Genomic DNA, 18,636 nt, shown 5'->3' with positions numbered 1-18,636 from the left:
GCCTTGTAGATCACCGCGCTGCTTGGCGCCTTTCTCGGCCTCCGATCCTTCGAACATGTAGGCATTGGATTTGTCCTTGGAGGCATGCCGGACAAATGCAGCAAGCACCTTCGTCTGATCGACGCCAGCCCCATGATCAGGCTTACCGCCAAGCTCCGAGAGTTTCGACCTTGGAGCATTCTTCCAGCGAGATCTGGTGCAGGCAGGGCGCGTGCCCTGCCTTTGCGAGCGTCTCCGAGAGGATCCTTGTTTTGTCGTCCACTCTCTTCGCCGCCGATAGCCGGACCTGATGAACATCTCAAAACACTAAACCTGCCCCCGCAGGTCAAGCGCAAGGTGGGTTGATGGCGAACTTAGCTTTCAGGTCTCTGATGAGGCTCAAACTATAGACTGCTTTACAGTCTCATGCAGGATCTTGATGAATTTATCAACGGCACGTGATCGAACCGCGTGTCCCGAGAGGACCCGCCGCCGGTCATGCTTAAGGTTGGCAATCCCCTTTACCACGCCCTCAAGATATTGAAGGCCCGAATAAGTCCGCTGCACATATAATTGAAAAATGCCTCAACCTCGGGAGGAGGCACTCTTCTTCCCGGAATTCGGTCGAACAGATCAAATTAATCGAACGTTCGAGATCCTTAGTCAGACGGCTTATGCCGGGCTGGGAAACGTTCAGGAAATTTGCTGCGTCGCTCACGCTCCCAGCAAGCATCACAGCGCGATATGCCTCAATTTAGTTGAGTTTCATCAACCGCCGCCGAGAGAATGCCGACCGCCGTCGAGAGAATGCCGACCAATTCTGGTCTAATACCACACGATTGGCGCAGGATGAAGGGCAGGCAGCGCCCCCGAAAGCCTCGACTTCATCATGGAGCCCTTCTTCCGGCGATCGATCACAGCTTGGAAGAGCTTCCAATTTAAAATGCTCCTCAGGAAAACTCGATGTTCGCTGCGAGGGGATCCGTTTCGACCCGGGCGAGGGCTGCCAATGGCAAGGCCGTATCGGAGAACGGATAGTGTAGTATCCCACCTCGTTCGGCGACTTTCCTGTAGCGTGCGCGAACAATTCGGTGACAGTGAGCCCGCAATTGCGTCCCTGACAGGGACGCATACCCTATCGAGTGAAAAATTTCGCCTGGTTCGGCCCTACACAGCCAGCGAATGGGAACTGTACCGGCGGTTGACACAGCGTATCCAGAAATTTGCGTATTCCAGTAAGTTGGCGGAATTTTCTCTGGATGAAATTCTTGGTCTTCCGATCGATAATCCGCTTCTTGTTCTCTGCGATGTGAAGTGCCGCCAAACGCGCGGAATACTCCGCTGCCTTTGCTCTCATCATGCCCGCATCGTCGCCCACCGCGAAAACGCCAGGCACGCTCGTCTGTCAACTACTGTCGGTCGCTGGGTGAGTCAGCTTCGATAATTCCAGACTCGCGGGAAGTGGAAGATGGACCAAGCTTAACGAAACCTGACGACCGAACAAACGAGCACCGAGAACAACGATGCCGGACACTGGCTTCATCAAAAGCGTCAACGGCTGACCTGCGATGAACTGCTCAACGAGACGCTGTTTACTTGGCGGGATCAGGAGCGCGTAGCCATCGCCCTATCGCGCTCCGACTACAACACCGCGCGTCCGCACTCCCAAATCGCCTGGCAGAAACCGGCCGACCGCCACCACCTTCAGTCCGCGACGGTCGCTCGCGCTGCGCTATGCGAAAGGCTCCGCGCCAGCGCCCGTCGCTTCACCCGCCCAGCAGGGCACAACCCATGCCGGAAACGAACTCAAAGGGATAGGAACTGGGGTCAAGGTCAGCAGCAAGGGGCCGCCGAGATGCGGCCCCTTCTATTGGACTAACTGCTAAATATGCGGTCTTGGAGTCTGTGGTAGATCACGCGCAACGGCGGGCTCCTTGACGCTGCCGTCTGGTCCAGGCGGGTATGGCAGCGGAAGGCCATGCCCGACCGCGCCCGTTACGGGCGCGGTGGCAGCGGGCAGGCATTCTCGATATCGGCATCGCCGGGTCCAGGCATGGGCGCGTCGGCAGGCTGCTGAGGCGGTCGTGGCAGCGCGATGGCGGCATCGCCCGGTTCTCGCCTGGGGACGGTGGCAAGCCGCTGAGGCGAGTGTGGCAGCGCACTCGCGATGGAGGCATCGCCCGTTCCTGGCAGGGGGATGGTGGCAAATCGCTGAGGCGGTTGTGGCCGCGCACTCGCGATGGAGGCATCGCCCGGTCCTCGCATGGGGACGTTAGCAGGGTTATGAGTCGCGTGGGCCCCCTGGTTGGCGGATGCCGCATTTAAAAATTGTTCAAACTCGCGGCGAGGCTGCCCCGTCCTCGCCCCGTCCAGCTTCAGGAGCGTTGAAGCCTCGTTCGCATGCCCGTTTGAAACTAGCCTGCCTATATGCATTTCGGTCTCCTTGCTTCAGGGACATCATATCCCCGAGCGTTACTATTAGTCGGGCATCTTTCGAGAAACTGACAAGCTTAGGATGGGCGGCACTCGCGCCGTCCACCCTACGTCAATCTGCGCGGCGAGCGCATAGAGGTCGCCTGTACGACTTCAGTCTCACTCTCCAGCGCCCGCAGTACGGCCTCCGCTAAGGCCTGCTTGGGATCGTGACCGGATATCCAGAGTCCGCCGATATGCTTCACCTTCAAGGCTTGCCTGAAACAGTGAGACGAGGTTGCGCCCACGCCGGTTTTGTTGAAACGGCCGAAGAGGGCACAGAGAGGCGCTGATGCGAGGTCGATCGGCGCGAGGATTTCGAACTGCTCGCCCAGGGAACGGATCCGGGTTGAAGGCGTCTCCAAAGAATGTGCCGGTCGAACACTCGCTTCTAGATCGATCTGGCCGCGAGTTCTTTTGCTACGTAGGTATCATTGACGGTTTCCGCTCCCGAGAGGGCGGTCAAACGGCAGGCAGCCGGCGGCGCGCTATTGCCGTGTGGAAGTTCACGCCGTGAATGAGGCCATCGTCGCGGAAATCATAGCGTGGATTGTGCAAGGGCGCGGAACCGCCGTTTCCGAAGAATACGAAAACCCCGGGTGCATGGGTGAGGAAATGCGCCAAGTCCTCGCTTGCGGTCATCGGCTCCTGCGCAAACCCTGATATTCCCTCGCGGAAGGAAGCTGCGAGCTGCGGCGAATGCCTCATCGACAAGCTCGGGATCATTTAGAAGCGGGACGAACTCTCGTGTGTACTTTAGGTCGACTGAGGCGAGGGCGCTGCCCTCTGCGACGACATGCATCTGTTTTTCGATCTCCGCGCTGACCTCAGGACGGAAGCTACGGGCATCCCCCAGTATACGGGCTGCCGGGGAGCGCGTTGCGGATGCCATCGGTGATGAGTTCCGTTACTGACACCACTGACGTATCCGCGGGGCTCAGGCGGCGGCTCACGATCGTCTGCAGGTTCATCACAAGTGCGCAAGCGGCGATCAACACTTCGTTGCTGGCATGCGGAGGAGCGGCATGTCCTCCTATACCGGTAGCTGATGCCGTTTAGCGCGGGTAGTCCCAAGGCATGAGGGCCTGGATATCTCTGTTTGGCCAGCCATTGGCGATGCGCTCGAGGGTCTGGGTGAGCCAGGCATGCGAACGACCTGATCCGTCATAGCGGTGGTCAGCAGCGTGGCGATGGTGGCCATGTCCGTACGCCGTCGTCGCTGCCAGCGAAGGTTTTGCCAATCTCGCCTTTGCAGCCTATGCTTCGATATCGGCCGCCAGTGCTGCGGATGCAGCCGACAGTAAGAGGGTACGTGCTCTTGCCCATCCGGGAGAGAGCCGTGTCCCTTCCTCGCAATCATGTATTGAAAACCCTCTCCCCAGAGGATTTCGCGCTGCTGCTGCCGTCGATGTATCATGTCCAACTGGACCTCAAAGCCCAGCTGGAGGTCGATGTATCATGTCCAACTGGACCTCAAAGCCCAGCTGGAGGTGCCGTATCAGCCGGTCGAGCATGTGTATTTTCCAGAGGCGGGTATCGCTTCGGTGGTCGCCACCATGACTGGAGGGCGGCAGAGTGAGGTCGGGATCATTGGCTGTGATGGCATGACAGGCGTTGCCGTCATTCTCGGCCAAGACAGCTCTCCCAATGAGACCTACATCCAGGTCGCAGGCAATGGCTGGTGTCTGCCGGTTGAGAATCTTCGGTCTGAGGTGGCAAAGAGCCAGTCGCTTCGCGCATCGCTGCTTCGCTATGCCCACGCCTTCCTTGTCCAGTCGTCGCGGACGGCACTGGTCAATGGCCATTCCAAGATCGAGGAACGGCTGGCCCGCTGGTTGCTGATGGTCCACGACCGAACCGAGGGAAACAAGATCCACCTGACGCATGAATTTCTGGCGACCATGCTCGGCTCTCGGCGCCCCGGGGTTACCACCGCCCTGCAAATGCTTGAATATCGCGGGCTGGTTCACGCCAGGCGCGGCGAGATCACAATCGTCGACCGTCCCGGAATGATAAAGCTCACACATGGCGCCTATGGCGACGAGGAGCAACGTCACTTCGGCCCAGCCGCCGCCATTGTCCGATATCAGACATAAGCTTGATGGCCGCCGCATGTTGGCCGAAAGTCGTATTGGTTGGCAGGGAGGAACTGTTGATGAGCAATACTTTTCACACAGTCACGGTTGAAGGGGCGGCGGAGGCCTATGTCCTTTCCAGAGGCAAGGCTCGGTATCTCTCGATCGCGCAGGCGATCCGCGCCATTCGAACACTCATGCCGGCTTGCAAGTCCACAAACCACGAGTTGGAGGAGATGCTGGCGGCAGCATGCGTGGTGCACGGCGTGCCCGTCGCTTTCGACGCCAAAACAGCCGATGGCCCAGAACCACGGCTCCATTCGTAGGCCGGAAATGTCCGCGCCGCTGCAGAAGCCGAATTCATTGGATGTTCGGCAGGCGATTGTCCGCTACCTGATCGATCATGTCGACAATCCGAGCGTCTCGATAGTCGAAGTGATCAGCGCCGTGAGGAAGATGTTTCCACTTTGCGAACTCACGGATTGGCAAATTGGCGATCTCATTGCGAGAAGCGCCATCGACGCGGGATTTGCCGTTGAGTTCGACGCGGCGGACCCCTAGACGGCACACCATCGTCGCAACGACTCATGACGTTTGACTGAGAGATACACCGCTGCTACCCCCTGACATACACCAGCGGTAGATGCTCTGGCTGTCCCACCAAGAGATTGCCTATAAAAGCCTTTTCGCGTTTTATACCCGGCTCGAATAAACTTGTCCGGCCAGGGACTTCGCCGTGATTGAGCTCGGGGAAGCCCGGCTTCCCGGATCTTGCGACGCTTCGCGATTTGGCTATCGCCGACGACGATCCCCGCGTGAGTCCGAACGGCGGCGATCGCACTTGGCGACCCGCTCGGCATGCCGGTGCACGGATCAGCGGCACGGCGATGCTCTAGCTGAAGCCGGCCGAGAAGTCGCTTCCACCATTTGCATCGGGGCGGGCAGGGGATCGCCATTACGTTCAAAGCCGTGTGGCGGATCAGCGGGCGGTGACCTCTTCCGGCCCTGGATGAAGTCGCTCGCCAACAGATCGGCGGAGCTGTTTTCGCCAAAATCGAATTTGCGAGTGATGCCTACGACACCTGCCAAGTAAATCCCGTTTTAGATCAAACGCGGTGAGTGTTCCGCTTCTAGCAGGCCGTTTTTCCCATTGACGTGAGAACATCAGAACAAAGTACCTTATGTCTATAGAATTCATAAAATATCGTTTGACTCGGTTTGGTGCTGGCCTAAGGCGCATGCAAAGTGTGGGAGATAGATGACTTGGCACGATTATCGGTTCTCGGAATATCGGGCGGTGTAGGCACGCCGTCCCGCACCACGGCGATGGTCAATGCGCTGGTCAAGGCGGTCGCGTTGCGCGTGCCTGCAGACACCGGTCTGATTGAAATCACGGAGGCAGCACCCCCGCTTTTCGCCGGGCTATCCCGCGACGCACTCGGTGCATCCGGAGAAGCGATCATCCAGCGTGTCGAGGAGGCCGACCTGCTCGTGGTCGGAACGCCTGTCTATCGGGCTTCCTACACCGGCGCCCTCAAACACCTGTTCGATCTCGTTGATTATCGTGCGCTGACCGGCAAGACCGTGCTGCTCGCGGCGACCGGTGGCAGCCCATACCATGGCCTGGTGCTCGAACATCAGCTCCGGCCATTGTTCGGCTTTTTCGGTGCCGTCACCGTCCCGACCGGCGTCTACGGCGCCCCCGACGATTTCATCAACGGCGAGATCGCCGGTGCAGCCATCATCGAGCGCATTTCAAGGGCCGCTACCGAAGCGGTCTCTTTGCTTAACTCCAGTCATGCAAACGATGCCGTCGCCACGCGCGTCGGCTGAATCAATCAAAAAGGGAACGACGACATGGCCTCGCATTCCGACAGCCTCAAATTCGCCTACTGGGTTCCGAATGTCTCGGGCGGACTGGTCATCTCCAACATCGAGCAGCGGACCGGCTGGGATATCGATTACAACCGCCAGCTCGCCCAGATAGCCGAGGCCAATGGCTTCGACTACGCGCTGAGCCAGATACGCTTCACCGCCGGCTACGGCGCCGACAACCAGCACGAATCGGTGTCGTTCAGCCATGCCTTGCTTGCCGCCACCACAACGCTGAAGGTCATCGCGGCGATCCTGCCCGGCCCGTGGAATCCTGCGCTGGCGGCCAAGCAGATCGCTACCATCAACCACCTGACCAATGGCCGCGTCGCCGTCAATGTCGTCAGCGGCTGGTTCCGTGGCGAGTTCGCCGCCATTGGCGAACTCTGGCTCGACCATGACGAGCGCTATCGCCGGTCGGAGGAATTTATCCGAGCGCTGCGTGGCATCTGGACCGAGGACAGTTTCACGCTGAAGGGCGATTTCTACCGCTTCACTAACTATTCGATGAAGCCCAAGCCGATCGAGCCCTTGCCCGAGATATTCCAGGGCGGCTCGTCGCGCGCCGCGCGCGACATGGCATCTCGTGTCTCCGATTGGTATTTCACCAACGGCAACACGCCGGAGGAGATCCGGAAGCAGGTCGACGACATCCGCGCCAAAGCGAAAGCCAATGGCCACAACGTCAAGATCGGCGTCAATGCCTTCGCCATCGCTCGCGAGACCGAGGCAGAGGCGCGCGCAGTGCTCGACGAGATCATCGCCAAGGCCAATCCCGAGGCAGTCCAGGGTTTTGCCGATCAGGTCAAGAATGCCGGCAAGGCCTCGCCGGAAGGCGAAGGCAATTGGGCGAAATCCTCCTTCGAGGATCTCGTGCAATACAATGACGGCTTCCGCAGCAACCTCATCGGCACGCCGGAACAGATCGCTGAACGCATCCTCAAGCTCAAGGACGCCGGCGCCGACCTGATCCTGCTCGGCTTCCTGCATTTCCAGGAAGAGGTCGAGTTCTTCGGCAAGCGCGTCATTCCACTGGTGCGCGAACTGGAAGAGGCTCGCGACAGGGAACTTGTCGCCGCGGAATAGGTCAGGCGCGGCCCCTCGGGCCGCTGCCAGCTCTCCTTCAAATCAGGGACGTTTCATGATTGGTGCTTCGCTGGGAGCCGCCGCATACGAGCGCGCGCCCGAAATTTCCGCCATCCTCGCGGTGACTAACCCCGTCGGCGACAGTCGTCCAGCATGCCTCTCGTTACGGCCGGATGCGGTTCTCGCGTTGAGTGGAATCGGCATTGCGTTCGGCGGCCACACGGCGCTGAGTGATGTCGACCTCGAGGTTAAGAGTGGCGAAATCCGTGCCGTGATCGGCCCCAACGGCGCCGGCAAGTCCTCGCTGATCAACATCATCAGCGGCCTCTATCACGCCGACCACGGCACGATCGCGATCAACGGACAGTCCTTCTCCCAGGTGCCGGCGAGTCGTCTGGCACGACTGGGCGTTGCGCGAACCTTCCAGAACCTGGCGCTGTTCGGCGGTCTCTCCGTGCGCGACAACATCGCGTCCGGCCGCGTCTACACCAGGCGCGCCAGTTTTGTCGAACATATTGCCAGTCTGCCACGCGCCCGGCGTGAAGACGCGGGAATCGCCGAAAAGGTCGACCAGACAATTGCCTTCCTGCACCTCGAGGCCGTCGCTGACCGCTTGGTCGCCACCTTGCCCTACGGCCTGCAGAAGCGGGTCGAACTGGCCCGCGCGCTGGTCGCCGAGCCGAAGATCCTGCTGCTCGACGAGCCGATGGCCGGCATGACGGCGACCGAGAAAGCCGAGATGGCCGGGTTTGTGCGCGCCGCGCGCGACCGTCACGGCGTCACCATCATCCTGATCGAGCACGATATCGGGGTGGTCATGGGGCTCTCCGACCGGGTCGCCGTGATCGACTACGGCCGCAAGATCGCAGACGGGACGCCAGCCGAGGTCAGGGCCGATCCGGCAGTGATCCGGGCCTATATCGGCACCGCCGAGGGCGGGAATGGCGAGGACATCTGATGAGCTACTATGATTTCCTCTTCGTCATCGAAGTGCTGGTCGGCGGCCTGCTCTCTGGCGTCATGTATTCGCTTGTCGCCATAGGTTTCGTGCTGATCTACAAGACGTCGAGCGTGCTGAACTTCGCGCAGGGGTCGATGGTACTGTTCGCAGCGCTCACCTTTGCCAGCCTCATCGAACGCGGCATCCCCTTCGCGCTTTCGCTGCTCATCACCTTCGGGGTCATGGTCGCGCTGGGCTTCACCATCGAGCGGACTGTGCTCAGGCCGCTGGTCAATCGCTCGCCGATGACCCTGTTCATGGCCACACTCGGCCTGTCCTACATCATCGAGGGCGCTGCCCAACTGATGTGGGGCACCCAGGTGCACGGGCTCGATCTCGGCATAGACGACACGCCCTTTGAGGTTGGCGGCATCCTGATCTCGTCGTTTGACCTTCTCGCCGCAGGCATTGCCGCGGCGATGGTGGCGGGCTTGAGCGCATTTTTCTATTGGACCCGGATCGGGCTGGCGTTTCGCGCCGTCGCCGACGACCAGTTCGCGGCGCTCGCCGTCGGGCTGCGGCTGCCCCGGATATGGGGAACGGTGTGGACGGCCGCGGGGTTCGTGGCGCTGGTCGCGGGACTGCTGTGGGGCGCGCGTCTCGGTGTCCAGTTCTCTTTGTCGCTGATCGTTTTGAAGGCGCTGCCGGTGCTGGTGCTTGGCGGCTTCGATTCCATCCTCGGCGCCATCGTCGGCGGCCTCATCATCGGCGCCAGCGAAAAGCTCGCTGAGGTCTATCTCGGCCCCTTCGTTGGCGGCGGCATCGAAGGCTGGTTCGCCTATGCGCTGGCGTTGGTGGTCCTGCTGGTGCGCCCATCCGGCCTGTTTGGCCAGAAAACCGTCGAAAGGGTCTGACCGATGGCCGTGCAAGCGCTCGATGCCGCAAGGGTTCCAATCGACTGGCAGAGATTAGCTCTGCCGGCCGTGCTGGTCGTCGTCGCCTATGGCCTGATCCCCGCCTACGCGTCGAGCTATCTCGTCGAGGCAATCCTGCTGCCGTTTCTGGCGCTCAGCCTGGCGGCGGTCGGCCTTAACCTGCTGACCGGCTATTGCGGCCAGCTTTCGCTCGGCTCTTCCGCCTTCATGGCGGTCGGTGCTTTTGCCGCCTACAATTTCAACCTGCGGGTCGACGGGCTGCCGCTAGCGGCGACCATGATCCTGGCCGGGATTTCGGCCGCCGGCATCGGCGTCGTGTTCGGCCTGCCCAGTCTCAGGCTGCGCGGCTTCTATCTCGCCGTGTCGACGCTCGCCGCCCAGTTCTTCGTGCAATGGGCGTTGACCAAGTTCGGCTGGTTCTCCAACTACAATCCGTCCGGGGTTATTTCCGCGCCGCGCCTTACCATCGCGGGATTTTCGCTCGATGGCGCGACCGGCCGCTACCTGCTTTCGGTCACCACGGTCATCGTGCTCACCGCTCTCGTCTGGCGGCTGGTCAACAGCGCCACCGGCCGCAACTTCATTGCCGTGCGCGATAATGAAACGGCGGCGCGCGTCATCGGCGTGCCGGTGCTGCGAACCAAGCTGCTGGCCTTCGCCATCTCGTCCTTCATTATCGGCGTCGCCGGTGTGCTGTGGGCCTTCACCTATCTCCGCACCGTAGAGCCGGCCGGCTTCAACCTCGACCGCTCCTTCCAGATACTGTTCATCATCATCATCGGCGGGCTGGCTTCGATGCGCGGTGCGTTTCTGGGCGCGGCCTTCATCGTCGTCTTCCCGCTTCTTCTGTCCCGCATCGGCGCCTTCGCGTTTGGCGGCCTGTTCGATTCGGGCGTGCTCGACATGAGCCAGCGCATCGTGCTCGGCGCCCTCATCATCATCTTCCTCATCGCGGAACCGAGCGGGCTGTCGGCCCTCTTCGACCGCCTGAAACGACGGATCGGCTCAAGGTCCAGCTGAGCGCCGCTCGACATCCTCTCACGGACCCACACCTCAGGAGTCGCAACTCATGACCTTCTTCAGTCATCTCAAGAAAGCGGCGATCGCCACGGCCTTCGTGCTCGGCGCGACGGCTGTCCACGCCGACGAACAGTATTTCCCCCTGCAGAGCTATCGCGTCGGCCCCTATGCCGCCGGCGGCACCGGCTTCTTCGGCGGCTTCATCGACTACCTCAACCTGATCAACATCCGCGACGGTGGCGTCAACGGCGTCAAGCTGACCTGGAGCGAAGGCGAGACCCAGTATGAGGTCGAGAAGGGCGTCGAGGTCTACGAACGGCTGAAGAGCAATCCGGATATTGCCGCCTGGAACCCGCTTTCGGTCGGCATCGCCTACGCCATGATCGACCGCATCACTGACGACAAGGTGCCGCTGATCACCATCAACCACGGCCGCACCGACACCACGGACGGGCGCGTATTCCCTTACGTCTTCCCGCTGCTGCTCAATCCCTACAGCGAGACTTCCGGAATCGTGAACTACATCGCCTCCAAGGAAGGCAGCCTGGACAAGCTCAAGGGCAAGAAGATCGTGGTGCTCTATCACGGCTCGCCCTACGGCAAGGAGACGATCCCGATCTACGAGCTTTTGGCACAGAAATACGGCTTCGAACTGTCGCAGATCGAGGTTCCGCATCCGGGCAACGAGCAGCAGGCACAATGGCTGACGATCCGTCGCGAGCGTCCCGACTATGTCGTGCTGCGCGGTTGGGGCGTGATGAATCCGGTTGCGCTTAAGACCGCGCAGAAGACCGGTTTCCCGGCCGATCACATTGTCGGCAATGTCTGGTCGAATTCGGAAGAGGACGTCATCCCTGCGGGCGATGCCGCCAAGGGCTATACGGCCATCACCACCCAGGCCTCGGGTGAGCAGTATCCGGTGGTCCAGGAGATCGTGAAAACGGTCTACGGCGACGGCAAAGGCAATCTCGAGGACAAGAGCCGCATCGGCTCGGTCTACCACAATCTCGGCATCGTCAATGGCATCCTCAATGTCGAGGCGGTCCGCATCGCACAGGCCAAGTTCGGCAACCGCACGTTGACCGGCGACGAAGTGCGCTGGGGCTTCGAGCATCTCAAGCTCGATCCGGCGCGCGTCGAGACGCTCGGCGCCAAGGATCTGTTCCACTCGATCAATGTCTCCTGGGACAATCACGAGGGTGACGGCTACGTGACCTTCCAGCAGTGGGACGGCAAGAAGTGGAACGTCGTGTCCGACTGGATCGCGCCCGACTGGAAGCTGCTGCGCCCGATCATCGAGAAGTCGTCCGAGGCCTACGCCAAGGAAAAGGGCATCAAGATCCGCACGGCCGAAGACGCCGAAGCGGTGGTCAGCAACTGAGTTTGAGTTTGCATGGCGCGGCCGACAAACTGGCCGGCCGCGCCATCCAGCCTCCCAGCGGAGTCATCGATGTCCAGCCCGGAAAACCCGATCCTGTCAGTTAGCAGCGTGGAAGCCGTCTACAACGGCGCCATCGCGGCCCTGCACGGCGTCGACCTGTCGGTCGGCAAAGGCGAGATCATCGCCTTGCTCGGCTCCAACGGCGCCGGCAAGACCACGCTGTTGCGCGCCGTATCCAATCTCCTCCCGGCCGAGCGCGGCGCCGTTACCGCCGGTCGGATCACCTTCGATGGCGAGGATGTTTCAAGGGCAAGCCCCTCACAGCTCGTCCGCAGCGGCCTCGTCCAGGTCCTCGAGGGCCGGCATTGCTTCCGTTCGCTGACGGTCGAAGAGAACCTCTACACCGGCGCGCTCGGACGCTCGTCCTCTCGCACCGGCGTCAAGGCCGACCTCGATCGTGTCTATTCACTTTTCCCAAGGCTCGCCGAAAAGCGGCGAACCCGGTCCGGCCTCACTTCCGGGGGCGAGCAGCAGATGACGGCAATCGGCCGGGGCCTGATGTCGCGGCCGAAGCTCTTTGTTCTGGACGAGCCGTCGATGGGGCTCGCGCCGCTGATCGTCGACGAGATCTTCAGCGCCCTGAAACGGCTAAACCGCGACGAAGGCCTTTCGATCCTGGTTGCCGAACAGAATTCGGCGGTTGCGCTGAAATACGCCGACCGCGCCACCGTGCTCGAGAACGGCGTCAGCGTCCTCGAAGGATCGGCTGCCGACCTGCGCCAGCGCGCCGATATCAAGACCTACTATCTCGGCGGCTCGCCGCTTCCATCCGACCATTTCCCCAAGGAGACCGCAGCATGACCATCCAATCAAAGCAGCCGTCCGATATCCGCAGCGCCGTGCCACCGGTCGAGCGTCCGTCAGCCAAGGCGCATGTTATCAGGACCGACGCCGAGGCGATCGCTGTCGCCGAAAAACTGGCCGCGGAATTCGCCAAGGATGCCTCCAAGCGGGACCGTGAACGCATCTGGCCGACGGAAGAGCTCGATGCGTTTTCGCAGAGCGGCCTGTGGTCGATCAACGTGCCGAAAGCCTATGGCGGGCCGGAGCTCTCCTATGTGACGCTGTCGAAAGTGATCACCATCATCTCGGCGGCCGATCCGTCGCTGGGCCAGATTCCGCAGAACCATCTCGGCGTTGTCGCCGCCATCCGCACCGTCTCTGACGAGGCCCAGAAGAAGCTGCTTTTCGCCGAGGTGTTGTCCGGCACGCGCTTCGGCAACGCGTTCTCCGAATTCGGCTCCAAGCGGGCGGCCGACTTCGAAACCAAGTTCGTCCACGCCGGTGACCATGTCGTCGTCAACGGCCAGAAATTCTATTCGAGCGGCGCGCTACTCGCGCATCTCGTCCCGATCGTGGCGCTCGATGACGAGGGCCGCGCCTGGTATGCCATCGCCGATCGCGGCGCGCCCGGACTGACGGTCATCGACGACTGGTCGAGCTTCGGCCAGAAGACGACGTTGTCCGGCACGGTCTTGCTCGACAATGTGAAGGTGCCGAAGACGCATCTGGTTCCCGGCTATAAGGGCTACGACCGGCCGACGGCCGACGGAGCCATCTTCCAGATCATCCAGGCCGCGGTCGATCTCGGCATCGCCAAGGCGGCGATCGACGAAACGGTCGATTTCGTGCGCACCAAGTCGCGCGCCTGGATAGACAGCGGCGTCGATCATGCCTGGCAGGATCCTTATACGATCCAGGCGATCGGCGACCTTCGTCTGCGCGCCAATGCGGCAGAGGCGGTTCTGGGAAAGGCCGGGCTTGCGGTCGATCGCGCCGTCGCCGACCCGGACGAGAAGACCGTCGCTGAAGCGCAGATCGCTGTGGCGGAATCCAAGATCCTCACCACCGAGATCGCCATCAATGCCACGAACAAGCTGTTCGAGCTCGCCGGCACACGCTCGACGCTGGCCGAGCACAATCTCGACCGGCACTGGCGCAACGCCCGCACCCACACGCTGCACGATCCGGTGCGCTGGAAATACGCGATCCTCGGCAATTACTACCTGAACGACGTCAACCCGCCGTTCCATGCCTGGAGCTGAGCAAGGCGCGCCAGGTCAAAGAGGACTGTTCATGAGCATTGCCACTCCCGACAGGATCAAGGTCCTGTGGTTTCTTCCGACCCATGGCGACAGTCGCTATCTCGGCACCTCCGAGGGGGGCAGGCCGGTCGACTTGCCCTACCTCGCCCAGGTCGCCAAAGCTGCCGATGCCATCGGCTACTATGGCGCGCTGCTGCCGACCGGACGCAGTTGCGAGGACAGCTGGGTCGTGGCGTCGGCTCTGGCGCCGCTGACCCAGCGGCTTCGCTTTCTTGTCGCCGTCCGGCCAGGCCTGCAATCGCCGACGCTCGCCGCCCGCATGACCTCGACGCTCGACCGCATTTCCGGCGGACGACTGCTGATCAATGTGGTCACTGGCGGCGATCCGGTCGAGAACAAGGGCGACGGCATCTTTCTCAGCCATGACGAGCGCTATGAGGTGACGCGGGAATTCCTGGACATCTACAAGGCCGTGCTGCGCGGCGAAACCGTCGCTTTCGAAGGTAAGCATTTCCGCATCGAGGACGGCCGGCTGCTGTTTCCGCCCGTGCAGACGCCACATCCGCCGCTCTATTTCGGCGGCTCGTCAGAGGCGGCCAACGCGGTCGCCGCCGAGCAGATCGACAAATACTTGACCTGGGGCGAACCGCCGGCCGACGTCGCCGCCAAGGTTGACCATGTGAGCGGCCTTGCCGAGAAAGCCGGGCGACAGGTGAGCTTCGGCATCCGGCTGCATGTCATCGTCCGCGAAACCAATGACGAGGCCTGGGCCGATGCCGACCGGCTGATCAGCCGCCTCGACGATAGGACGATCGCCGAGGCGCAGAAGGTTTTCGCGCGTATGGATTCCGTCGGCCAGTCGCGAATGAGTCGCCTGCATGGCGGTCGTCGCGACAAGCTGGAAATCAGTCCGAACCTGTGGGCCGGCGTCGGCCTGGTTCGCGGCGGCGCCGGCACAGCATTGGTCGGTGAGGCGGCGACTGTTGCGGAGCGGATCGACGAATACCGGCGTATCGGAATCGATACCTTCATCCTCTCCGGTTATCCGCATCTGGAGGAGGCTTATCGCTTCGGCGAACTGGTGTTGCCGCTGTTGCCACTTGATCACGAAATCTCGACGCGCCCCACGGCTGTCAATATGGGGCCCTTCGGTGAAACAGTGGCCGGCGATCATCGGCCCTCGGCGCTGCGCGCGAGCCAGTCTTGAGCGCCGGCGAACCGATCGTAGCGATTGTCGGCGGCGGATTCTCCGGCGCGGCGACTGCGTTTCACCTGGCGCGGCTGCTGCCGGCGGGCGCATCCGAGATCGTGGTCATCGAACCGCGCGAAGGGCTCGGCTATGGTCTGGCCTATTCGACCGGTGATCCTTCACACCGCACCAATGTGCCGGCATCGCGGATGACGCTGATCTCTGGCCAGGACTGCCACTTCGCCGACTGGTTGCAGCAAACCAGCGCCATCGCGGACGATGCCGAGGCTGTTGCCGCCAACGGCGCGATCTACCCGCAGCGTCGCGTTTTCGGCCGTTACGTGGAAGACCACCTCCAGCGCTTTCTCCAAAGCAAAACGATCCGGCATGTCAGATCGGCCGTTGCTTCGGTCGAACGCAGTGGTGAGCGCTACCGGCTGATCCTTGCTGACGGCGCAGCGCTTGTGGCGGACGCTCTGGTCATTGCGACGACGCATCCGCCCCCGGCCTTGCCGTTGGCCCTGCAGTCCGTGGCTGGCAAGGCCGGGCTGGTGGCCAATCCCTATGATCTGGAGAGGCTGGAAGCGGTCGGCCGCAATGACAATGTTCTCATCGTCGGCACCGGACTGACATCGGCGGACGTGATCGCGACGCTTCACCGCAAGGGCCATCGCGGCCGCATCACGGCACTTTCGCGCCATGGTTACAGATCGCGTGGACATGCTTTGAAAGCAGTCGGTCCGGCCGGCGACTTTACCAGCCTACCTTCACGCAGCGCCACAGTGCTGCTCAGGCGCATCCGCACCGCGATTGCTACAGCCGCTCGGGCGGGCGAAGACTGGCATCCCGTCCTCGACGCCGTCCGGCGGCAGGGACAGGTCATCTGGCAGGCTTTGCCGCTCGCTGAGCAGCGCCGTGTGGTGCGCCATCTTCGCGCGCTGTGGGATGTGCATCGCTTCCGTGTTGCGCCACAGATCATGGACGTGCTCGATCGCCAAGTTGCCGGGGGCAGGCTTGCCTATCGCGCCGCATCGATAGTCGGCGCCGATCAGATCGACGGACGCATTCGCGTCAGGCAGCGACTGCGTGGCCAACGGCGTCTCATTGCCGAGGCTTTTGACAGTGTGATCGTGACAACCGGGCCGGCGCATGCCGATATCTTGCGGACCAACACGGCGATTGCGGCGCTCGCGCGGATGGGATTGGCCCGGCTCGACCCGATTGGACTTGGCTTGGAGACTGATCCGCAAGGCCGTGCGGTCGGCACATCCGGGCGGCCGATTGGCAGCATCTTCGTCAGCGGGCCGCTGGCGCGCGGCAGCGTTGGCGAACTGATGGGAATTCCCGAAGTCACCGCGCATGCCGAGCGCATCGCCGCCGAAATTCATCAATGGTTGGGATACCGAACAGCTTTGCGCCGCAAGGCGTCGTGAAGCTGCAAGAACGAGAGGCTATCCAGATGGTACTGATGGAACGCATTACGAAGGTGGAAGCGCATCCGATGGGCCACTGGTCGCGTGCCGCCCCTGGCGCTTTCGCGTTTGTCGCCGGAGAGGACGAGCTGGACGTTTGAAGGCTGCGTCGAGTCAGCTGAACTCCGTCCAGATCCGCTCGACCTCCGACGTGCCGATCTCCATGCCCAGACTTCCCACCGCCGTCCGCTTTGACGCCAGCCGCCATGATGACGGCGACCCGAGACGATCAGCCCACCGCAGGGCTACCTTCAGGTAAGTGGGTCGAAAAAGCACGGGCGGGAAGACGCCTACAGCGAGGCTGCTCGCCTTGTGGCCGCAGCGAGGGAAAGAATCTGCCGCCGGACATCGACGTCAGTGGTTTAGAGAAGGCGGCTCGGCAGAGATCTCTGCGTAAACCCCGGAAGCCCGGTGCGTGTCGTCGGTTATCGGATTCTTTGAGAGTACCTTAGGCGGCGAGCTTGGCTGCGTGTGCCTTCACTGCTGTCGACGTCTACCAACTCCCGATCTGATATCAGGGGTGAGTGACGCCTTGAAAATTTACCCGATAAGCGTGCGTCCGAATTTTGGCGGCGATCTTAACCAAATGCGATGAGCTGCAATTTCCATTCTAGCGACGCCCGCGCTAGGGGCGGGCCTCCAGCACCAAGTTGAACGGCGTCTCCGCGGCGCGGCGGAATCGCTTGAAGCCGCCGCCGGTCACAACCTTGCGCAGCCTCGCCTCGCCGGCCTGGGCGCCAAGCCCGAGCCCGACTTCCTGTGACACGGACGCAGGTGTGCACAGGAACGTGGACGCGGCATAGTAGACGCGTCCGACGGGATTGAGATTCGCCGCCAGATGATCATGCGCGAACGGCTCGACGATCATCCACGTGCCATCCGGCTTGAGCGACCCGTGGACATGGGTGGCGGCGCCCGCCGGGTCGCCCATGTCGTGAAGGCAATCGAAAAAAGCGACGAGGTCATAGGTGCCGGGATAGGTCTTGGCGGCCGCGACCTCGAAGCGCGTGTTGGCGCCGACACCGGCTTCCTCGGCGGCCTTGCGGGCGCGCTCGATCGAGGGGGCGTGATAATCGAAGCCGACGAAGCGCGAATTGGGGAAAGCACGTGCCATGAGCACCGTCGATGCGCCATGACCGCATCCGACATCCGCGACCGCCGCGCCGCGTTCGAGCTTCTCGACCACGCCCTCCAGAGCGGGCAGCCAGGAGTCGATCAGATTGGCATTGTAGCCTGGCCGGAAGAACCGTTCCGTGCCGCGAAACAGACACGCGCTATGATCGTGCCATGCAACGCCCTTACCGGACCGAAATGCCTGCCTGACCTTTTCTTCATCGAGCCACAGCGCGGATAGGAACTCGAATGCGCCAGCCATGAAGGCCGGGCTGTCTTCGTCGGCGAACACCAGTTCCTGCTCGGCGTTGAGATAGAACTCGTCACTGACTTCATCGTAGTCGACGTAGCCCGCAGCCGCCTGCCCGGAAAGCCATTCCCTTACAAGGCGTTCCTGGGTGCCGGTGCGTGTCGAAAGTTCGGCGGCCGTCATCTTGCCGCCTTCGCGCAATGCCTTGAACAGGCCGAGTCTGTCTCCCAGCAAGACTCCGGCGCCCGTAGCGATCGCACCAAGATCGCCGATGATTTTCCCCAAGAATGTCTCCAACTTTTCCTGACTCGCTTCAGACATTGAAATCTCCTTGTGGGCGCGATGTTGCCGACTTTCCACCACACGATATGGGCGACGATCGGCGAAGGTGATCGGGGATGACGACCACCTCTATGCCGTCATCAAGCAGGAAATCCGTCAATTTGCCCTCGTCGGTAACGGGCGGAGCCGGAGTAGTCGTCACCAGGGCAAGCGCGGTCGCAGCAGGTATCCTGGGCAGCCCTTCAGACATTGATGGCTCCGGTTGTGGTGACGAGATGGGCGATAAGAAAGTTCGGGGCGAAGTGATTTTTTCCGTGGCGGCGTTTATGATGAGCTGATCATGTGACATCTTCTTGGTCGATCACGTGTTCGCCGACAACGTGCATGTACTGTGCCAGATGCGAAAACCATTTAATCGCAATCCGGTGGACCTGACTCCGTATCCGACATTGTCGGAAATTGGAC

17 protein-coding genes and 2 pseudogenes are annotated in these 18,636 nt (G+C 61.7%); 15 read left to right on the top strand and 4 right to left on the bottom strand.

Going from position 1 to position 18,636, the window contains the following annotated elements; all coding sequences use genetic code 11:
* Window positions 1–511 precede the first annotated feature (511 nt).
* Window positions 512–733, bottom strand: coding sequence for a LysR family transcriptional regulator (locus ACZ89F_RS26550; RefSeq protein WP_476097402.1), 222 nt, complete (start codon window positions 731–733; stop codon window positions 512–514).
* A 735-nt stretch (window positions 734–1,468) separates the two neighbouring features.
* Here ACZ89F_RS26550 and ACZ89F_RS26545 point away from each other — a divergent pair.
* Window positions 1,469–1,858 (top strand): integrase core domain-containing protein, encoded by a 390-nt coding sequence (locus ACZ89F_RS26545; protein ID WP_476097401.1) that lies wholly within the window; start codon window positions 1,469–1,471, stop codon window positions 1,856–1,858.
* A 1,055-nt stretch (window positions 1,859–2,913) separates the two neighbouring features.
* Here the strand turns inward: ACZ89F_RS26545 and ACZ89F_RS26540 are convergent.
* Both ACZ89F_RS26540 and ACZ89F_RS26535 read right to left on the bottom strand, forming a co-directional pair.
* Window positions 2,914–3,491 (bottom strand): annotated as a pseudogene (locus tag ACZ89F_RS26540) (M20/M25/M40 family metallo-hydrolase); the annotation flags it as partial.
* A gap of 15 nt (window positions 3,492–3,506) precedes the next feature.
* Window positions 3,507–3,681 (bottom strand): annotated as a pseudogene (locus ACZ89F_RS26535) (transposase domain-containing protein); the annotation flags it as partial.
* A gap of 185 nt (window positions 3,682–3,866) precedes the next feature.
* Here ACZ89F_RS26535 and ACZ89F_RS26530 point away from each other — a divergent pair.
* From ACZ89F_RS26530 to ACZ89F_RS26470, 13 genes are all read left to right on the top strand, one after another.
* Window positions 3,867–4,547 (top strand): Crp/Fnr family transcriptional regulator, encoded by a 681-nt coding sequence (locus tag ACZ89F_RS26530; protein ID WP_476094993.1) that lies wholly within the window; start codon window positions 3,867–3,869, stop codon window positions 4,545–4,547.
* A gap of 59 nt (window positions 4,548–4,606) precedes the next feature.
* A complete protein-coding gene (locus ACZ89F_RS26525; protein WP_476097400.1) occupies window positions 4,607–4,852 on the top strand; it encodes a hypothetical protein in 246 nt (81 codons plus the stop codon).
* Window positions 4,824–5,087, top strand: coding sequence for a hypothetical protein (locus ACZ89F_RS26520; RefSeq protein ID WP_476094992.1), 264 nt, complete (start codon window positions 4,824–4,826; stop codon window positions 5,085–5,087). The genes ACZ89F_RS26525 and ACZ89F_RS26520 overlap by 29 nt, the downstream gene beginning before the upstream one ends.
* Window positions 5,088–5,771: 684 nt before the next feature.
* On the top strand, window positions 5,772–6,359 hold the full coding sequence (gene msuE, locus ACZ89F_RS26515) for an FMN reductase (RefSeq protein WP_476094991.1): 588 nt from the start codon (window positions 5,772–5,774) through the stop codon (window positions 6,357–6,359).
* 24 nt (window positions 6,360–6,383) lie between these two features.
* The gene (gene sfnG, locus ACZ89F_RS26510; RefSeq protein ID WP_476094990.1) at window positions 6,384–7,484 is read left to right on the top strand and encodes a dimethylsulfone monooxygenase SfnG; all 1,101 of its coding nucleotides are present in this window, start codon (window positions 6,384–6,386) and stop codon (window positions 7,482–7,484) included.
* A gap of 55 nt (window positions 7,485–7,539) precedes the next feature.
* Window positions 7,540–8,442, top strand: a complete 903-nt coding sequence (locus ACZ89F_RS26505) for an ABC transporter ATP-binding protein (protein WP_476094989.1) — start codon at window positions 7,540–7,542, stop codon at window positions 8,440–8,442.
* A complete protein-coding gene (locus ACZ89F_RS26500) occupies window positions 8,442–9,338 on the top strand; it encodes a branched-chain amino acid ABC transporter permease (protein ID WP_476094988.1) in 897 nt (298 codons plus the stop codon). The genes ACZ89F_RS26505 and ACZ89F_RS26500 overlap by 1 nt, the downstream gene beginning before the upstream one ends.
* A 3-nt stretch (window positions 9,339–9,341) precedes the next feature.
* On the top strand, window positions 9,342–10,379 hold the full coding sequence (locus ACZ89F_RS26495; RefSeq protein WP_476094987.1) for a branched-chain amino acid ABC transporter permease: 1,038 nt from the start codon (window positions 9,342–9,344) through the stop codon (window positions 10,377–10,379).
* A gap of 49 nt (window positions 10,380–10,428) precedes the next feature.
* Window positions 10,429–11,760, top strand: coding sequence for an ABC transporter substrate-binding protein (locus tag ACZ89F_RS26490; protein ID WP_476094986.1), 1,332 nt, complete (start codon window positions 10,429–10,431; stop codon window positions 11,758–11,760).
* 69 nt (window positions 11,761–11,829) lie between these two features.
* Complete coding sequence (locus ACZ89F_RS26485) at window positions 11,830–12,621, top strand: ABC transporter ATP-binding protein (RefSeq protein WP_476094985.1); 792 nt, start codon at window positions 11,830–11,832, stop codon at window positions 12,619–12,621.
* Complete coding sequence (locus ACZ89F_RS26480; protein ID WP_476094984.1) at window positions 12,618–13,865, top strand: SfnB family sulfur acquisition oxidoreductase; 1,248 nt, start codon at window positions 12,618–12,620, stop codon at window positions 13,863–13,865. Before ACZ89F_RS26485 ends, ACZ89F_RS26480 begins: the two co-directional genes overlap by 4 nt.
* A gap of 31 nt (window positions 13,866–13,896) precedes the next feature.
* A complete protein-coding gene (gene ssuD / locus ACZ89F_RS26475) occupies window positions 13,897–15,072 on the top strand; it encodes an FMNH2-dependent alkanesulfonate monooxygenase (protein ID WP_476094983.1) in 1,176 nt (391 codons plus the stop codon).
* Entirely contained in the window at window positions 15,069–16,487 is a 1,419-nt protein-coding gene (locus tag ACZ89F_RS26470) for an FAD/NAD(P)-binding protein (protein WP_476094982.1), read from the top strand. The genes ssuD and ACZ89F_RS26470 overlap by 4 nt, the downstream gene beginning before the upstream one ends.
* A 664-nt stretch (window positions 16,488–17,151) precedes the next feature.
* On the opposite strand, the gene ACZ89F_RS26465 is transcribed toward ACZ89F_RS26470, so the two are convergent.
* Entirely contained in the window at window positions 17,152–18,210 is a 1,059-nt protein-coding gene (locus ACZ89F_RS26465; protein ID WP_476094981.1) for a class I SAM-dependent methyltransferase, read from the bottom strand.
* Between the two features lie 77 nt (window positions 18,211–18,287).
* Between ACZ89F_RS26465 and ACZ89F_RS26460 the strand changes: the two genes are divergently transcribed.
* The gene (locus ACZ89F_RS26460; RefSeq protein WP_476094980.1) at window positions 18,288–18,509 is read left to right on the top strand and encodes a hypothetical protein; all 222 of its coding nucleotides are present in this window, start codon (window positions 18,288–18,290) and stop codon (window positions 18,507–18,509) included.
* Window positions 18,510–18,636 lie beyond the last annotated feature (127 nt).

This window comes from Mesorhizobium sp. USDA 3734 (assembly GCF_056279665.1).
This window is presented reverse-complemented; position numbering and strand designations above follow the sequence as displayed.